Consider the following 17604-nt stretch of genomic DNA (forward strand, 5'->3'; position numbering starts at 1 on the left):
TTATTACAATTATATTATTACAAAAATTATTAAAACGGTAGAAAAATGGCAGATTTAAAAGATTTCGCAGAACAATTAGTTAACCTTACTGTAAAAGAAGTAAATGAGTTAGCAACTATATTAAAAGATGAGTATGGCATCGAGCCTGCTGCTGCTGCTGCAGTTGCAGTTGCTGGTCCTGCTGGCGGTGGTGAAGCTGAAGAAGCTCAAACTGAGTTTGATGTAATCCTTAAAGCAGCAGGTGGTTCTAAACTAGCTGTTGTAAAACTAGTTAAAGAATTAACTGGATTAGGATTAAAAGAAGCTAAAGGTTTAGTTGATGACGCACCATCTCCAATCAAAGAAGGTGTAGCTAAAGATGAAGCAGAAGCTCTTAAAGCCCAATTAGAAGAGGCTGGAGCTGAGGTTGAGCTTAAGTAAGCTTAATTACTCAAAAACATTAGGGTTTAGGTCTGGAGAGCAATCTCTAAGACCTAAACCATTTTGCGTATATAATGATTATATATGCTTTCACTATTTTTTTAATCAAAATTCCGTCCATTGATGTTATCAACACAAGCTGAAAGATTAAATTTCTCCTCTATTGTAAATAGAACGGAATATCCTGACTTTTTGGATATTCAGATTAAATCCTTCCAGGATTTTTTCCAATTAGAAACAAAATCTGAAGAAAGAGGTGATGAAGGGCTTTATAACACCTTCATGGAAAACTTTCCAATTACAGATTCACGTAATCAATTCGTTTTAGAATTTTTAGATTACTTCGTAGATCCGCCAAGATATGCCATTGAAGAGTGTATTGAAAGAGGACTTACTTACAGCGTTCCGCTAAAGGCAAGATTAAAGTTATATTGTACGGATCCTGAACATGAGGATTTCGAGACCATTGTTCAAGATGTGTACTTAGGAACTATACCTTACATGACGCCAAGTGGTACTTTTGTTATTAATGGTGCCGAGCGTGTAGTAGTATCTCAATTACACCGTTCGCCTGGTGTATTCTTCGGGCAGTCGTTCCATGCTAATGGAACAAAATTATATTCAGCAAGGGTTATTCCATTCAAAGGATCATGGATTGAGTTTGCTACAGATATTAACCAGGTAATGTATGCTTACATTGACAGAAAGAAAAAATTACCTGTTACAACACTTTTCCGTGCTATCGGGTTTGAGCGTGATAAAGATATCTTAGAGATTTTTGATTTAGCCGAAGAGGTTAAAGTTTCAAAAACTGGGTTAAAAAAATATTTAGGAAGAAAATTAGCAGCGCGTGTTCTTAATACATGGCATGAGGATTTTGTTGATGAAGATACTGGTGAAGTTGTATCTATAGAGCGTAACGAAATTGTATTGGATCGTGATACAGTTTTAGACAAAGAAAACATAGAAGAAATTCTTGAAGCTGATGTAAAAACCATTCTTTTACACAAGGAATCGAACGAACAAGGTGATTACGCCATTATTCACAACACGCTTCAAAAAGACCCAACAAACTCTGAAAAAGAAGCTGTTGAGCATATTTATAGACAATTACGTAATGCCGAGCCGCCGGATGAGGAAACCGCTCGTGGTATTATCGATAAATTGTTCTTTAGTGACCAACGTTACTCTTTAGGAGAGGTAGGTCGTTACAGAATGAATAAAAAACTGGGTCTTGATATTGGTATGGATAAGCAAGTGCTTACCAAAGAAGATATCATTACCATCATAAAATACTTAATCGAGCTTATCAATTCTAAAGCTGAGATTGATGATATTGATCACTTATCTAACCGGCGTGTACGTACTGTTGGTGAGCAATTATCATCTCAGTTTGGTGTTGGTTTAGCGCGTATGGCTCGTACCATTCGTGAGCGAATGAATGTTCGTGACAACGAGGTGTTTACGCCAATAGATTTGATTAACGCGAAGACTTTATCTTCTGTAATCAACTCGTTTTTTGGAACTAACCAGTTATCTCAGTTTATGGATCAAACGAATCCATTAGCGGAGATTACTCATAAGCGTCGTCTATCGGCTCTTGGACCTGGAGGTTTATCTAGAGAGAGAGCAGGTTTTGAGGTTCGTGATGTTCACTATACGCACTATGGTCGTTTATGTCCTATAGAAACACCGGAGGGACCAAATATTGGTTTGATTTCTTCACTTTCAGTTTTTGCTAAAGTGAACTCTATGGGATTCATTGAAACACCATATAGGAAAGTAACTGATGGTGTTGTTGATATAAAAAATGAACCAACATACTTAAGTGCCGAAGAGGAGGAAGATAGATTAATCGCTCAAGCAACTGTTGAAGTTGATGGAGATGGCAAAATTTTACATGATAAGGTTATTGCAAGAATGGAAGGTGACTTCCCTGTAATTGAACCAACTGATTTGCACTATACAGATGTAGCACCAAACCAAATATCATCGATTTCGGCTTCTTTAATTCCGTTCTTAGAGCATGATGATGCCAATAGAGCCTTGATGGGGTCTAACATGATGCGTCAGGCTGTGCCTTTATTAAGAGTAGATGCACCAATTGTTGGTACAGGGTTAGAGCGTCAAGTAGCTTCAGATTCTAGAGTATTAATTAATGCTGAAGGAATAGGAGAAGTACTTTATGTAGATGCTAATGAGATTAAAATAAGGTATGATAGAACAGAAGATGAAGCTAAAGTAAGTTTTGATTCTGATGTTAAAACATATCAATTAGTAAAATTCAGAAAAACAAACCAAGGTACTTCCATCAACCTTAAACCAATTGTTGTTAAAGGTGATAAAGTATCGAAAGGCCAAGTTTTATGTGAAGGTTATGCAACTCAAAAAGGAGAGCTTGCTTTAGGTAGAAATATGAAAGTAGCCTTTATGCCTTGGAAAGGGTATAACTTTGAGGACGCTATTGTAATCTCTGAAAAAGTAGTTCGTGAAGATATCTTTACGTCTATTCATATTGATGAATATTCATTAGAGGTTAGAGATACTAAATTAGGTAACGAAGAATTAACTAACGATATTCCAAACGTTTCAGAAGAGGCAACAAAAGACTTAGATGAGCATGGAATGATCCGCGTTGGTGCTGAAGTAAAACCTGGTGACATCCTTATTGGAAAGATTACACCTAAAGGTGAATCTGATCCAACACCTGAAGAAAAATTACTACGTGCCATTTTTGGTGATAAAGCAGGAGATGTTAAAGATGCATCTTTAAAAGCTTCACCTTCATTACATGGTGTTGTAATTGAAAAGAAATTATTCGCTAGAGCGGTAAAAGATAAACGTAAAAGAGCTCAAGATAAGGATGATATTTTAGCTTTAGAAGCGCAATACGATAGAAAGTTTGACGAGTTAAAAGATGTGTTAGTTGAAAAACTATTTGCAATAGTAAATGGTAAAACAGCCCAAGGTATCTTTAATGATTTAGGTGAAGAAGTATTACCAAAAGGTAAAAAGTTTACACTTAAAATGTTAAACGCTGTTGATGATTACGCACATTTAGTGTCTGGAAAATGGACAACTGATGATCATACCAATAGTTTGGTGGCCGATTTAATCCACAACTATAAAATTAAAGAAAACGACTTGCAAGGGGCATTACGTCGCGAGAAGTTTACTATTTCAGTTGGAGATGAATTACCATCAGGAATCATCAAATTAGCGAAAGTTTATATTGCTAAAAAACGTAAGCTTAAAGTAGGTGATAAAATGGCAGGGCGTCACGGTAACAAAGGTATTGTTGCTCGTATCGTTCGTCAGGAAGATATGCCTTTCTTAGAAGATGGAACCCCTGTTGATATCGTATTAAATCCACTTGGTGTACCTTCTCGTATGAATATTGGTCAGATTTATGAAACCGTATTAGGTTGGGCTGGACAAAAACTAGGACGTAAATACGCAACACCTATTTTTGATGGTGCGAACATTGATCAAATCAACGAGCTTACTGATGAAGCAGGTATTCCAAGATACGGACATACTTACCTATATGATGGTGGAACTGGTCAACGTTTTGATCAACCAGCAACTGTAGGTGTGATTTACATGCTGAAATTAGGACACATGGTTGATGATAAAATGCACGCGCGTTCTATCGGACCTTACTCATTAATTACACAACAGCCATTGGGTGGTAAAGCTCAATTTGGTGGTCAGCGTTTTGGTGAGATGGAAGTTTGGGCACTTGAGGCTTATGGAGCATCAAGTACTTTACGCGAAATTTTAACTGTAAAATCTGATGATGTTATTGGTAGAGCTAAAACTTACGAAAGTATTGTTAAGGGCGAACCAATGCCAGATCCAGGATTGCCAGAGTCTTTCAACGTATTAATGCACGAATTGAAAGGTTTAGGTTTAGACATCAGGTTAGAGGAGTAAAAAATAGTAAGCAGTCGCAGTTAGCAGTTTATGTTAGATACTGAATACTGAGACTGAGACTGAAAACTTAAGAAAATGGCAAGAAAACAAGATAAAAATACAGTAAAGAGGTTTAATAAAATCTCAATTGGTTTAGCATCACCAGAGTCTATTTTAGCAGAGTCAAGAGGTGAGGTTTTAAAACCAGAGACTATCAATTACCGTACTCACAAACCAGAACGCGATGGTTTGTTCTGTGAGCGTATATTCGGTCCTGTAAAGGATTACGAGTGTGCTTGCGGTAAGTACAAGAGAATTCGTTATAAAGGTATTGTTTGCGACCGTTGTGGAGTAGAGGTTACCGAAAAGAAAGTTCGTAGAGATAGAGTTGGGCACATAAATCTAGTAGTTCCTGTAGCGCATATTTGGTATTTCCGTTCTTTACCAAACAAAATAGGTTATTTATTGGGCTTACCATCTAAGAAATTAGATATGATTATTTACTACGAGCGTTATGTAGTAATTCAACCAGGTAATGCTAAAAATGAAGAAGGTGATCCGTTGCAAAAAATGGATTTCCTTACAGAGGAAGAATACTTAAATATTCTTGAATCCCTACCGCAAGAGAACCAATATTTAGATGATTCAGACCCTAACAAGTTTTTGGCTAAAATGGGGGCTGAATGTTTAATCGAGTTATTGGAAAGAATCGATTTGCAGGCATTGTCCTACGAGTTGCGTCATAAGGCAAACACTGAAACGTCTAAACAACGTAAAACAGAAGCGTTGAAACGTTTACAAGTGGTGGAGGCTTTACGTGAGTCTAATCAAAATAGAGAAAATAGACCAGAGTGGATGATTATGAAGGTTATTCCTATCATCCCACCAGAATTGCGTCCGTTAGTGCCGTTAGATGGTGGTCGATTTGCAACTTCAGATTTAAATGACTTATACCGTCGTGTGATTATCCGTAACAACCGTCTTAAAAGATTGGTTGAAATAAAAGCTCCAGAAGTAATTTTACGTAATGAAAAACGTATGCTTCAAGAGTCTGTGGATTCTTTATTCGATAATACTCGTAAGTCATCAGCGGTAAAAACCGATTCTAACAGACCGTTAAAATCGTTATCCGATTCACTTAAAGGTAAGCAAGGGCGTTTCCGTCAAAACTTACTTGGTAAGCGTGTGGATTATTCGGCGCGTTCGGTAATTGTTGTTGGTCCAGAATTAAAATTACACGAATGCGGATTGCCCAAAAACATGGCAGCCGAGCTTTACAAACCTTTTGTAATTAGAAAGTTAATTGAAAGAGGTATTGTTAAGACGGTAAAATCTGCAAAGAAAATTATAGATAAAAGAGAGCCAGTGGTTTGGGATATCTTGGAAAATGTTCTTAAAGGACATCCAGTATTGCTAAACCGTGCGCCTACGCTTCACCGTTTGGGTATACAAGCGTTCCAACCTAAGTTAATCGAGGGGAAAGCTATTCAATTACACCCATTAGTGTGTACAGCATTTAACGCCGATTTTGATGGTGACCAAATGGCGGTACATTTACCACTTGGGCCGGAAGCTATTTTAGAATGTCAATTATTAATGTTGGCTTCTCATAACATCCTTAATCCAGCAAATGGATCTCCTGTAACGGTACCTTCTCAAGACATGGTTCTTGGTCTTTATTATATGACTAAAGAGCGTAAATCTACACCTGAAGTGTCAATTCAAGGTGAAGGCTTAACGTTCTATTCTCCAGAAGAGGTAGAAATTGCTTTCAACGAAAAGCGTGTTGACTTAAATGCAAGTATCAAGGTTCGTACTATTGATATTAACGAAGAAGGCAAACTTGATAGAATGATTGTTGAAACCACGGTTGGTAGAGTTTTATTTAACCAACACGTGCCTCAAGCTGCAGGTTTCATTAATAAAGTGTTGAATAAGAAATCGTTACGCGATATTATTGGAGATATTTTAAAAGTAACTTCTGTACCAGAAACAGCAGATTTCTTAGATGCGATTAGAACCTTAGGTTTTAAATTCGCATTCCAAGGTGGTCTTTCATTCAGTTTAGGTGATATTATTATTCCACCAGAAAAACAAAGTATGATTGATAAAGCCAATGGTTTAGTTGACGGTATTACCGGAAACTATAACATGGGACTTATCACTAACAACGAGCGTTACAATCAGGTTATTGATATATGGACTTCTACAAATGCTGAATTGACGGAATTGTCAATGAAACGTATTCGTGAAGACCAACAAGGATTTAACTCGGTGTTTATGATGCTTGATTCTGGAGCTCGTGGATCTAAAGAACAGATTCGTCAGCTTACCGGTATGCGTGGTTTGATGGCAAAACCAAAAAAATCTAATGCTGGTGGTGGAGAGATTATTGAAAACCCAATTCTTTCTAACTTTAAAGAAGGTCTTTCAATTTTAGAATATTTTATCTCTACTCACGGTGCACGTAAAGGTCTTGCCGATACCGCACTTAAGACAGCCGATGCGGGTTATTTAACACGTCGTTTGGTTGATGTATCTCAAGATGTTATTATCAATTCTGAAGATTGTGGTACATTGAGAGGTGTTGAAGTTGAGCCATTGAAGAAGAATGATGAAGTTGTTGAAACTTTACAAGAAAGAATAGTTGGTCGTGTATCATTAAATGATGTACACAACCCATTAACTGATGAATTATTGGTTTCTTCTGGTCAATTAATTAGTGATACTATTGCGAAAAACATCCAAGCTTCTCCTTTAGATAGAGTTGAAGTGCGTTCTCCTTTAACTTGTGAAGCCTTACAAGGTATTTGTTCTAAATGTTACGGACGTAACTTAGCCACAGGTAAAATGGTACAACGTGGTGAAGCTGTTGGAGTAGTGGCTGCTCAATCTATTGGTGAGCCAGGTACACAGCTTACATTACGTACGTTCCACGTAGGTGGTATTGCAGGAAACATTTCAGAAGATAACAAGTTGGTTGTTAAGTTTGACGGTGTTGCCGAAATAGAAGATTTAAAAACAGTTAAAGGTAAAGACGGTGACGGGAATGAGGTAGAAATCGTTATTTCTAGAACTTCTGAACTTAAACTGGTAGATAAGAAAACAGGTATTGTTTTAAGTAACAATAACATTCCTTATGGTTCTTTCTTACATATTAAAAATGGACAAGAATTATCAAAAGGAGATGTTGTTTGTACTTGGGATCCTTATAACGGTGTAATTATTTCAGAATTTGCTGGTAAAGTAAAATATGAAAATATCGAGCAAGGTGTAACATACCAAGTAGAGATTGATGAGCAAACTGGTTTCCAAGAGAAAGTAATTTCAGAATCTAGAAATAAAAAGCTTATCCCAACGCTTCATATTGAAGATTCTAAGGGAGAAACCATACGTTCGTACAATTTACCAGTAGGTGCTCACTTAATGATTGATGACGGAGAAAAAATTAAAGTTGGTAAAATCTTAGTAAAAATACCTCGTAAATCTGCTAAAGCTGGTGATATTACTGGTGGTTTACCTCGTGTTACAGAGTTATTCGAAGCACGTAACCCATCAAATCCTGCTGTAGTAAGTGAAATTGACGGTGTGGTTTCTTTCGGAAAAATTAAGAGAGGTAACCGTGAGATAATTGTAGAATCTAAATTAGGTGAGGTTAAAAAATACTTGGTAAAATTATCTAATCAAATTCTTGTTCAAGAGAATGATTATGTAAAAGCTGGTATGCCTTTATCTGATGGTTCTATTACGCCAAACGATATTTTGAATATCAAGGGACCTTCAGCAGTACAACAATACTTAGTTAACGAAGTACAAGAAGTATATCGTTTACAAGGTGTAAAAATCAATGACAAGCACTTTGAGGTTGTGGTAAGACAGATGATGCGTAAAGTTAGAATCATTGATTCTGGCGATACCATCTTCTTAGAGGACCAATTAGCTCATAAAGCAGATTTTATTAAGGAGAATGATGATATCTTCGGAATGAAAGTAGTAGAGGATGCTGGTGATTCTGAAAATCTTAAAGCTGGTCAAATAATTTCGCCTCGCGAATTAAGAGATGAAAACTCTATTTTACGTAGAGAAGATAAGCAACTCGTGGTAGCGAGAGATGCCCAGCCTGCAACGGCAACGCCAATACTGCAAGGTATTACGAGAGCATCGCTTCAAACCAAGTCATTTATTTCTGCGGCATCCTTCCAGGAAACCACTAAAGTACTTAACGAAGCAGCGGTAGCTGGTAAGGTTGATACTTTAGAAGGCTTGAAAGAAAATGTAATTGTTGGTCATAGAATTCCAGCAGGTACAGGAATGAGAAGATATTCTGATATTATTGTCGGCTCAAAAGAAGAGTTTGATGAAATGATGCAGGTTAAACAAGAGTTGAATTATAACTAAAAATGCTAATTCCTGCGAAGGCAGGAATCTTTAAAATAAAAGCCTTCATGTATATTTTACTTGAAGGCTTTTTTATATTAAAACATTAGAATTATGGCAGACGAAAAAGAAAAACCAAAGCAAGGACAAATTAATATAGAACTTGACGAAAAGGTAGCTGAGGGAACGTATTCCAATTTGGCTATCATTAATCATTCAGTTTCAGAGTTTGTGGTTGACTTTGTAAATATTATGCCTGGCGTACCTAAAAATAAGGTAAAGTCTAGAATAATATTAACACCACAGCACGCTAAACGTTTATTAAAAGCTTTGAGTGATAATGTTTCTAGGTTTGAAAATGCTCATGGTGAGATTAAAGATTACGAGCAGCCACCAATACCACTAAATTTTGGTCCAACTGGTCAAGCTTAAAAAAATAATAAAAAGCCTTTGTTTAAACAAAGGCTTTTTATTATTTACTGACTAGACTAAGTTCTAGTTTTTTCTTTAAATGAAACTTTAAAGCACCGGAGGGGCATCGTTTCACTTGTTGCTTTATTCTATCGGTTGAAGCTCCGTTAAGGTCTACCCAAGGTATTACTGAGTTCATAAATACTTCAGAAAGTTCTTTGGCACATTTACAAGAAAGTGTGCAAACGATTGGGTCGTAGGTTACAGTAATTTCTTCATTACTAAATTTTTTCGCATTAATTTTCATAGTTTAATCAATTTGGGGGTTGATTTAGTTGGTATCTAAAGTTAATCACACTTTCAATTAGAAAATCAAAAAATCGTTTAAAAATCAAAAAAAATGGTTGAAAAGTATAAATTTCGATGAAATACGTCTTGGTTTTAACTAAATTCCGAAACAAAATGAAATGTTATACTTGGGTATTTTTGTTGGCTCATTTGCAAAGAAAATGGCGAATCAGATAAAAAAACGAGCTGACCTCTTTTGTCTTTTGCCAAGAAACGCTGCTTTACCCTCAAAAAGTCTTTAAATTCATCACTTTTCTCGTCTTCAGTCTCAATCCAACAGGCTTTATAAACGTTTAGATTTTCATACGTGCATTTAGCACCGTATTCGTGTTCTAATCTATATTGGATGACTTCATATTGAAGCGCTCCCACCGTACCTATAACTTTACGACCATTAAGGTCTAAGGTGAACAATTGCGCCACACCTTCATCCATTAATTGGTCAATGCCTTTATTTAACTGTTTTGATTTTAACGGATCGGCGTTATTGATATATCTAAAATGCTCTGGCGAAAAACTAGGGATTCCTTTGTAATTTATTTCCTCTCCTTCGGTTAAGGTGTCACCGATTTTAAAATTCCCTGTATCATGTAAACCTACAATATCACCGGGATAAGACACATCTACAATTTCTTTTTTTTCTGCAAAGAAAGCATTTGGGCTTGAAAATTTAAGATTTTTGTTGTGCCTAACATGCAAATAAGGCTTATTCCTTTCAAATTTTCCAGATACTATTTTTATAAAGGCCAATCGGTCGCGATGATTAGGGTCCATATTGGCATGGATTTTAAAAACAAAGCCAGTAAACTTATCTTCGTTGGGTTCAACCAGTCGTTCTTCACTTTGTTTTGGTCTGGGTTTAGGAGCGATTTCCACAAAACAATCCAATAACTCTCTAACACCAAAATTGTTTAATGCCGAACCAAAAAATACGGGTTGTTGGTTTCCTTGTAAATACTCATCTTTATTAAAATCAGGGTAAATACCCTCAACTAATTCAATTTCTTCTCTTAATGTGTCAGCTGCTTTTTCTCCAACTAAATCATCAAGTTCTGATGATGATAAATCAGATATCTCAATGGTTTCTTCAATGTCTTTTCGGCTGTCACCACTAAATAGGTTAACGTTTTTCTCCCAAAGATTGTAAATGCCTTTAAAGTCGTAACCCATACCTATGGGGAAACTTAAAGGAACGACTTTCAATCCTAACTTTTGCTCAATTTCATCTAACAGGTCAAAAGCGTCTTTTCCTTCCCGATCTAATTTGTTAATGAAAACAATCATGGGGATATTACGCATACGGCAAACTTCAACGAGCTTTTCCGTTTGTTCCTCAACCCCTTTCGCAACATCAATAACAACAATAACGCTATCAACAGCCGTAAGTGTTCTAAAGGTGTCCTCAGCAAAATCTTTATGGCCAGGCGTATCGAGAATGTTAATTTTTATGCCGTCATATTCAAAAGCCAAAACGGAAGTCGCTACCGAAATACCACGTTGACGTTCAATTTCCATAAAGTCACTGGTGGCACCTTTTTTTATTTTATTGCTTTTTACAGCACCTGCCTCTTGTATGGCACCACCAAAAAGTAATAGTTTTTCGGTAAGTGTGGTCTTTCCGGCATCGGGGTGCGAAATGATACCAAAAGTTCGTCTACGTTGTATTTCCTTTAAAAAGTTCATAATGTTTTTGCAAATGGGTTGCAAAGATAATATTTATAGTTCATTAAGAAATATAACTTATACCATCATTTTAATTTTCTAATTATAAATAAGGGTTTTAAAAATTTACTTGGTATTTTTGTTTGACTATGACAGAAGAAAAAGTAATATTAGTTAACGAAAAGGATGAACAAATTGGCTTAATGCCCAAAATGGAAGCGCACGAAAAGGCGCTTTTACATCGCGCATTTTCAGTGTTTGTGTTTAACGATAAAAATGAATTGATGATTCAACAGCGGGCATTGGGCAAGTACCACTCTCCAGGCTTATGGACCAACACTTGTTGTAGTCACCAAAGAGATGGTGAGAGTAATATTCAAGCCGGAAAACGCCGCTTAATGGAAGAAATGGGGTTTGTAACCGATTTGGAAGAATCCATTTCATTTATTTACAAAGCGCCTTTTGATAACGGTTTAACAGAGCATGAGTATGACCATATTTTATTGGGAAAGTACAATGGAGAACCCAACATCAATCCAGATGAAGTAGCTAGCTGGAATTGGGTAACTCTAGATGATGTTAAAACCGATATTGTTGAGAATCCTCAGCACTATACGGCGTGGTTTAAAGTTATTTTTGATAAATTCTACCAACATATAAACATAAATTCATGAAAGTTACGGTGAGTAGAAAGGCGCATTTTAATGCGGCGCATAGGTTATATCGAAAAGATTGGAGCCATGAAAAAAATGATGAAGTTTTCGGTAAATGCAACAACCCCAATTATCATGGCCATAACTATGAGCTTGTTGTTAGCGTAACGGGGTTAATTGATAAAGAAACTGGCTACGTTATCGATATGAAGATTTTAAAGGACATTATTAAATCTGAAGTTGAAGATGCCTTTGATCATAAAAACTTAAACCTCGAAGTCTCAGAGTTTAGGACTTTAAACCCCACGGCCGAAAATATTGCCGTAGTGATATATAATAAAATAAAACCAAAACTAAAGGAACAGTTAGACCTTGAAATAACGCTTTACGAAACACCTCGAAATTTTGTAACCTTTTCGGGAGAACAGTAAAAAATAGTATTATGCCAAATCAATTATACCCATTAAAATTTAACCCTATTTTAAAAGATAAAATTTGGGGTGGTCAAAAATTAAAGACCATTCTCAATAAAAAAGCAGATTTACCAAATATGGGAGAAAGCTGGGAAATAAGTGATGTTGAGGGTGATACCTCGATTGTTAATAATGGTAAATTTGAAGGGAAATCACTAAAGGAACTGTTAGAAACATTAAAAGGCAACTTAATAGGTGAAAAGAATTATAAAGTTTTTGGTAATAAATTTCCGCTCTTAATTAAGTTCATTGACGCTAAACAAGATTTATCCATTCAATTACACCCCAACGATGAGTTGGCAGAAAAACGCCATAATTCCTTCGGGAAAACAGAAATGTGGTATGTGTTTCAGGCCGATGAAGGGTCTAATTTAATAGTTGGTTTCAACCAAAAAGTGACACCAGAAAAATATTTAAAGCATCTTGAGCATAAAACCCTTACCGAAATTCTAAACTTCGATAAGGTGAAAAAGGGAGATACATATTTTATTGAAGTAGGTAGGGTACATGCCATAGGTGCCGGGGTAATGGTCGCCGAAATACAACAAACCAGTGATATTACTTACCGTGTTTATGATTGGGACCGTGTTGACGACCAAGGTAACGAACGCGAACTCCATAACGATTTGGCCATCGATGCCATAAATTTTGATATGCCAGATAACTTTAGGGTAAATTATTCAAAAACGCCTAACCAGTCCAATGAAATGGTGAGCTGCCCGTATTTTACAACCAATTATTTGGATGTATCTGAACTTCTAAAAAAGCAAAATACGCAAGATTCGTTTTATATTTACATTTGTGTTGGTGGCGAAGCTAGCATCACAGCCAACGGTTTTTCTGAAAAAATTGTAAAAGGCGAAACATTACTGCTTCCGGCAGTAATAAAGGATTATGAAATACAGGCCGAACGCGCTAAATTATTAGAGGTATATGTATAGATAAACCTAGCCTCAAACCATTCAAGTTTATACTTTAATTATTAAGTTAAACCATAACTATCCTGTTAATTAATTAACTATTTTTGTTTAAATTTTAAATAATATAAAAATGGCAAATGTTAGAGACCTAAAAAAAGATATAAATTATGTTTTAGGTGATATTATTGAAGCTGTATATGTTTGGGAGTTCTCAAACACAGACAAAGGCACAGAGAAAAGCGAAGCAATTATTGATGAGTCTATTGAGACTTTCGATGAACTTATGGCAAAGGTTAACTCTAAAACTATTGAAAACCCTAAATCGCATTTTAACGATGTAAGAAACGAGCTAGAGAGCAGAGGTAGGGCTTTAATAGAAAAAGTGAACAATCTGGGATAATTTTTTTAGCGTATAGCTTGCAAATATGAATTTTGAGATTATATTTGCACCCGTTAAGTAAGCGCCGATATAGCTCAGCTGGCTAGAGCAGCTGATTTGTAATCAGCAGGTCGTGGGTTCGAGTCCCTCTATCGGCTCAAAAAAAATACCTTTCATTTTTTGAAAGGTATTTTTTTATACTAAAATTATTATTTTGAATCTCCTTCTGTCTCTTTTATTTGTTTAACAAATTCATCAAGTTCCATACCGTATTTAGAAGCTTTTACTTTTGGAGTGAGCGATTTATTTATGGTATCTAATAAATCCAATCGGGCATTATAAATTTCAGAGAGTGCTAAATATGGGGAGACTTCACTATCTCGATTATTTATAGCAAAATTTACAGTATAGAGGTATTTGCGTTTTAAAAGGCTTTTGGATTCTTTGTTTACCGAATCTAGTTTTACAGAGTCGCCTGCTTTTTCCGCTTCAAATGCTGCCTTTATTAAATCAAGATTTCTATTGTTAATTTGAGAAATAGTTTTATTGTATTCCTCAAAGGTTTTTTGTTGTTCAGAACCAATAATTTTAGCATCGTAAACAAAGTTTTTTAGCGTTGTATTTACTTCTGTAACACCTTTATCTGCAAAGAAAGAAATTCTGTCTTCAACAGCGCTGTTTTTATCAAGATATAGGAAGAATACCTCAGGACTTTCCAAAGTGCTATGTAATTCGAAAGCAGAGTTTCCATTTAAAACCATGGAGTCTAGAGTAACCAGATTGGTGTCCCTAACTTTTTTAAGGTAAACAGTTCCTTTTTTTAAGTCTTTAATGTTTCCTTTTACAATTAAATTATTCTGTTCATTGCCACAAGCCATTATAACTAGGGATAGAAGTAAAACTGAAATTTTTCTCATGAAGTAATAAATATTAAAGGGAACAAATATCTTATAATTATACGTTATAAGCTAATAGCTTTTCATTTTTTAATATGTTAAAGAAGTGGTAAAAAGAAACATTGTACTAAAGTTTGGCACAAGAATTGCAATTCTAATTTCAGATACATTCTATTAAATAGTTTATTGAGTAGTTACTTTAAACTTAGGAATTGTATTCCATATTTTGGTTGGTTAGTTAGTAAAAAAGCACCCTATTTTGGGTGCTTTTTTTGGTTTGGAATAATGTGTATTTTGATTTTTATAAGATGTAAAAAAGTGTATTTCATCGATATTTAGTAATATTTCGTCTTAAATTGTTAAAAAAAAGTGTATTTCATCGATTTTATATGTTTTTTATCGGTGTAAAATATTTAATAATTATATATTTGGAGTGTACTAAATAACATACTTTTTAGTTCAATGGATTAATTAATTAATATTTGCATTATGTTGTTGATATGGAAGACCCCAAATCTGACTTCATAATATTAAAAAGCAAATTGAAAAAAGGCCGGGTTTGAGGGAACCCGGCTTTTTTATGCTATAATTCTAAAGGTTAGATTAATTCGTTGTTCGATATCCTTTTTCGTTTTAGGTATTTGATGCAGCCAATTATGCTGAGTTGCTCCTTTCATAATCAATAAGCTTCCGTGTTCTAAAATAATTCTTGTCCTTAGTGTATTATCTTTTTTGTGTTTTAAATGAAATAAGCGTTCAGCTCCGAAAGAAATAGAAGCTATAATCGGGTTAATGCCCAGTTCTTTTTCGTTATCGGCATGCCAACCATTACTGTCTTGTCCATCTCTGTATAAATTAGCCAAACAACTAGTAAATTTTATATCCATTTCAGTTTCAAGAATTTGTTTTATGGTTAATAAATCACCCATAAAATCCTTTGGCTTCATTTTGATATTACTATAACTGTAGGGTTGATTGTTGTTTGCAAAAAAAGCAGTAAGCCTAGGTTGTGGGTAAGTTTTTCCAAAAATGTTAATATTATCTTGCTTCCATTTTATTTCGGTCAAAAGATTTTTTAAAAAAGTGTCGGCTTCTGGTTTATTGAAGAATTTATGGTAGTAATAGGCATCACCATCTTTTAAATTCAAATTAATTTCAGAAGTCAATCGCATTGCCTTTTATTTTCTAAATTAGCATAATTCAAATTTAAAATGAAGCATACTTTAAGGTTTTTGTTTTTATTGGTTTTCACCGGCGCGATGGCACAGTTGCCTGAAGGTTTTGTTTATGTGAATGATTCTATTCCAGATTTAGATGTAGAATTACGCTATTACGGTTCTAACAACTTTGTAGGAAAGCCTGTTGAAGGCTATCATGCCAATAAATTAATACTTACCGCTGCTGCAGTCCAAGCTTTAAAGCAAGTTCATGAAGCGTTACAGGAACAAAACCTGTGTTTAAAGGTTTATGATGGTTATAGACCACAACGTGCTGTAGATCATTTTATTCGTTGGGCGAGAGATTGGAATGATACTATAAATAAACATCGATTTTACCCAAATGTTAAAAAGAAAAACTTGTTTAAGGAAGAATATATTGCTTCTAGATCGGGACACAGTAAAGGCAGTACGGTCGATTTAACTATAATTGATGGTAATACAGGAGAGCCTTTAGATATGGGTAGCCCCTATGATTTTTTTGGCCAAGAATCTTGGGTGGCATATCAAGGTATTGCCGAAAGACAAAAAGCTAACCGTCAATTATTGCAAAGAATAATGTTGAAATATGGCTTTAGAAATTACCCAAAAGAATGGTGGCATTTTACCTTACGAGGTGAGCCTTTTCCAAAAACTTATTTTGATTTTCCAGTTGAATAAGATTTAATACCAGCGTTTCTTTTTCTTTTTTGAGGCTTCACTTTTTCGGCCTTTTTTGTGCTTGCTGCCTTTTTTTTTTGACTTGTGCACTATGGGCTTGGCTTTTGGGTCTAATGGATATGGATGGTTTTCCACCACATCAATCTGCAGTTCGATGAGCTCCTGAATACTCTTTACATAACTTTTTTCATCCGCTGAACAAAGCGAATAGGCCGTTCCCTTTTTTCCGGCACGCGCAGTACGGCCAATACGGTGTACATAAGTTTCTGGTATGTTTGGTAAATCGAAGTTTATAACGGCGTCCAATTCGTCAATATCAATGCCTCGGGCAGCGACATCGGTCGCTATTAAAATATTAATTTCCCCTTTTTTAAAGAGGTCTAACGCTTCTTGTCTCCCGGTTTGACTTTTGTCTCCATGAATGCTATCTACTTTATAGCCATTATTAATCAGTGTTTTTTCAAGTTTGTCAACACCAAATTTTGTACGTCTAAAAATAATCATGTTCCCTTTTATAGTATTCCTTAATAGATGGAGGCAAAGCTCAATCTTATTCCGCTTAGGAACATAAAATAGCAGTTGGTTAACATTAGTTGAAGTTGATGAGTGGGGCTCTACCTCAATACGTTCTGGGTTATTTAATATGGTATTGGCTAGATATTGTACTTTATGTGGCATTGTAGCCGAAAACAATAGAACTTGCTTTTCTCGTGTACAAAGGCGCTCAATTTTTCTAACATCGTCAATAAAACCCATATCTAGCATAAGGTCGGCTTCATCTAAAACTAAAATCTCGACATAGTCGAGGTTTACGACATCTTGTTTGTGTAAATCTAGTAACCTGCCGGGTGTGGCAATTAAAATATCAACACCTTTTTTTAAAACATCCTTTTGTGGCTCTATTGATGCACCTCCAAAAACCACAGTCGTTCTTAGGTTGGTGTATGTTCCATAGGTTTTAAAATTGTTTTCAATTTGAATAGCCAATTCTCTTGTGGGGCTAACGATTAGAGCCTTTATTTTTTTTGCTTTTTTTGAGCTGTCTTGTTTGTTAAACAACAATTGTAAAATGGGCAAAGCAAAAGCTGCCGTTTTTCCGGTGCCCGTTTGTGCAGAGACAACAAGGTCTTTATGGTTTAAAATTAATGGAATAGCACTTTCTTGAACGGTAGTAGGGTTTTCGTAGCCCGACTCTGCTACGGCGCGTAGAATAGGCTTGTTTAATAGAAGGTCTTTAAAGGACATTTAAATTGTTTTGGGCAAAGGTACTGCA

Annotated in this window: 14 protein-coding genes and 1 tRNA gene; 10 read left to right on the forward strand and 5 right to left on the reverse strand. The window is 35.5% G+C overall.

Annotation, left to right across the window (positions count from 1 at the left end):
* Positions 1-45: 45 nt before the first annotated feature.
* From rplL to ACIEHO_RS04245, 4 genes are all read left to right on the forward strand, one after another.
* Positions 46-420, forward strand: a complete 375-nt coding sequence (rplL, locus tag ACIEHO_RS04230; protein WP_406968993.1) for a 50S ribosomal protein L7/L12 — start codon at positions 46-48, stop codon at positions 418-420.
* A 123-nt stretch (positions 421-543) separates the two neighbouring features.
* Complete coding sequence (gene rpoB, locus ACIEHO_RS04235; RefSeq protein ID WP_406969841.1) at positions 544-4356, forward strand: DNA-directed RNA polymerase subunit beta; 3813 nt, start codon at positions 544-546, stop codon at positions 4354-4356.
* 75 nt (positions 4357-4431) lie between these two features.
* Positions 4432-8733 carry a DNA-directed RNA polymerase subunit beta' gene (rpoC, locus tag ACIEHO_RS04240; RefSeq protein ID WP_406968995.1) on the forward strand — a complete coding sequence of 1434 codons (4302 nt, stop codon included), beginning with the start codon at positions 4432-4434 and terminating at the stop codon, positions 8731-8733.
* 93 nt (positions 8734-8826) lie between these two features.
* Complete coding sequence (locus tag ACIEHO_RS04245) at positions 8827-9144, forward strand: DUF3467 domain-containing protein (RefSeq protein ID WP_406968997.1); 318 nt, start codon at positions 8827-8829, stop codon at positions 9142-9144.
* A 40-nt stretch (positions 9145-9184) separates the two neighbouring features.
* Here the strand turns inward: ACIEHO_RS04245 and ACIEHO_RS04250 are convergent, their stop codons facing one another.
* On the reverse strand, positions 9185-9430 hold the full coding sequence (locus tag ACIEHO_RS04250; RefSeq protein ID WP_406968998.1) for a (4Fe-4S)-binding protein: 246 nt from the start codon (positions 9428-9430) through the stop codon (positions 9185-9187).
* A gap of 134 nt (positions 9431-9564) precedes the next feature.
* Positions 9565-11154 carry a peptide chain release factor 3 gene (locus tag ACIEHO_RS04255; protein ID WP_406969000.1) on the reverse strand — a complete coding sequence of 530 codons (1590 nt, stop codon included), beginning with the start codon at positions 11152-11154 and terminating at the stop codon, positions 9565-9567.
* A 128-nt stretch (positions 11155-11282) separates the two neighbouring features.
* Between ACIEHO_RS04255 and idi the strand changes: the two genes are divergently transcribed.
* The 5 genes from idi (at position 11283) to ACIEHO_RS04280 (ending at position 13716) form a co-directional block, all read left to right on the forward strand.
* The gene (gene idi / locus ACIEHO_RS04260) at positions 11283-11807 is read left to right on the forward strand and encodes an isopentenyl-diphosphate Delta-isomerase (RefSeq protein WP_406969002.1); all 525 of its coding nucleotides are present in this window, start codon (positions 11283-11285) and stop codon (positions 11805-11807) included.
* Positions 11804-12217 (forward strand): 6-pyruvoyl trahydropterin synthase family protein, encoded by a 414-nt coding sequence (locus ACIEHO_RS04265; protein WP_406969004.1) that lies wholly within the window; start codon positions 11804-11806, stop codon positions 12215-12217. Before idi ends, ACIEHO_RS04265 begins: the two co-directional genes overlap by 4 nt.
* 11 nt (positions 12218-12228) lie before the next feature.
* The gene (locus ACIEHO_RS04270) at positions 12229-13200 is read left to right on the forward strand and encodes a type I phosphomannose isomerase catalytic subunit (RefSeq protein ID WP_406969006.1); all 972 of its coding nucleotides are present in this window, start codon (positions 12229-12231) and stop codon (positions 13198-13200) included.
* A 109-nt stretch (positions 13201-13309) separates the two neighbouring features.
* Positions 13310-13579: a hypothetical protein gene (locus ACIEHO_RS04275; protein ID WP_406969008.1), complete on the forward strand. Its 270-nt coding sequence runs from the start codon at positions 13310-13312 to the stop codon at positions 13577-13579.
* A gap of 63 nt (positions 13580-13642) precedes the next feature.
* Positions 13643-13716: transfer RNA gene (locus ACIEHO_RS04280), tRNA-Thr, on the forward strand.
* A 51-nt stretch (positions 13717-13767) separates the two neighbouring features.
* Here ACIEHO_RS04280 and ACIEHO_RS04285 read toward each other — a convergent pair.
* Complete coding sequence (locus tag ACIEHO_RS04285) at positions 13768-14475, reverse strand: DUF4369 domain-containing protein (protein ID WP_406969010.1); 708 nt, start codon at positions 14473-14475, stop codon at positions 13768-13770.
* Positions 14476-15032: 557 nt separating this feature from the next.
* Positions 15033-15626 (reverse strand): alpha-ketoglutarate-dependent dioxygenase AlkB family protein, encoded by a 594-nt coding sequence (locus ACIEHO_RS04290; protein ID WP_406969012.1) that lies wholly within the window; start codon positions 15624-15626, stop codon positions 15033-15035.
* A 39-nt stretch (positions 15627-15665) separates the two neighbouring features.
* Between ACIEHO_RS04290 and ACIEHO_RS04295 the strand changes: the two genes are divergently transcribed.
* On the forward strand, positions 15666-16331 hold the full coding sequence (locus ACIEHO_RS04295; RefSeq protein ID WP_406969014.1) for a M15 family metallopeptidase: 666 nt from the start codon (positions 15666-15668) through the stop codon (positions 16329-16331).
* Between the two features lie 3 nt (positions 16332-16334).
* Here the strand turns inward: ACIEHO_RS04295 and ACIEHO_RS04300 are convergent, their stop codons facing one another.
* A complete protein-coding gene (locus ACIEHO_RS04300; RefSeq protein WP_406969016.1) occupies positions 16335-17576 on the reverse strand; it encodes a DEAD/DEAH box helicase in 1242 nt (413 codons plus the stop codon).
* Between the last annotated feature and the right edge of the window lie 28 nt (positions 17577-17604).

This window comes from Flavisericum labens (assembly GCF_045446075.1).
GTDB classification, from domain to species: Bacteria; Bacteroidota; Bacteroidia; order Flavobacteriales; family Flavobacteriaceae; genus Flavisericum; species Flavisericum labens.

Bases quoted from the DNA above. Each gene is read 5' to 3' on its own strand.
- rplL (WP_406968993.1), top strand. From the start codon at position 46: ATGGCAGATTTAAAAGATTTCGCAGAACAATTAGTTAACCTTACTGTA.
- rpoB (WP_406969841.1), top strand. From the start codon at position 544: ATGTTATCAACACAAGCTGAAAGATTAAATTTCTCCTCTATTGTAAAT.
- rpoC (WP_406968995.1), top strand. From the start codon at position 4,432: ATGGCAAGAAAACAAGATAAAAATACAGTAAAGAGGTTTAATAAAATC.
- ACIEHO_RS04245 (WP_406968997.1), top strand. From the start codon at position 8,827: ATGGCAGACGAAAAAGAAAAACCAAAGCAAGGACAAATTAATATAGAA.
- ACIEHO_RS04250 (WP_406968998.1), bottom strand. From the start codon at position 9,430: ATGAAAATTAATGCGAAAAAATTTAGTAATGAAGAAATTACTGTAACC.
- ACIEHO_RS04255 (WP_406969000.1), bottom strand. From the start codon at position 11,154: ATGAACTTTTTAAAGGAAATACAACGTAGACGAACTTTTGGTATCATT.
- idi (WP_406969002.1), top strand. From the start codon at position 11,283: ATGACAGAAGAAAAAGTAATATTAGTTAACGAAAAGGATGAACAAATT.
- ACIEHO_RS04265 (WP_406969004.1), top strand. From the start codon at position 11,804: ATGAAAGTTACGGTGAGTAGAAAGGCGCATTTTAATGCGGCGCATAGG.
- ACIEHO_RS04270 (WP_406969006.1), top strand. From the start codon at position 12,229: ATGCCAAATCAATTATACCCATTAAAATTTAACCCTATTTTAAAAGAT.
- ACIEHO_RS04275 (WP_406969008.1), top strand. From the start codon at position 13,310: ATGGCAAATGTTAGAGACCTAAAAAAAGATATAAATTATGTTTTAGGT.
- ACIEHO_RS04285 (WP_406969010.1), bottom strand. From the start codon at position 14,475: ATGAGAAAAATTTCAGTTTTACTTCTATCCCTAGTTATAATGGCTTGT.
- ACIEHO_RS04290 (WP_406969012.1), bottom strand. From the start codon at position 15,626: ATGCGATTGACTTCTGAAATTAATTTGAATTTAAAAGATGGTGATGCC.
- ACIEHO_RS04295 (WP_406969014.1), top strand. From the start codon at position 15,666: ATGAAGCATACTTTAAGGTTTTTGTTTTTATTGGTTTTCACCGGCGCG.
- ACIEHO_RS04300 (WP_406969016.1), bottom strand. From the start codon at position 17,576: ATGTCCTTTAAAGACCTTCTATTAAACAAGCCTATTCTACGCGCCGTA.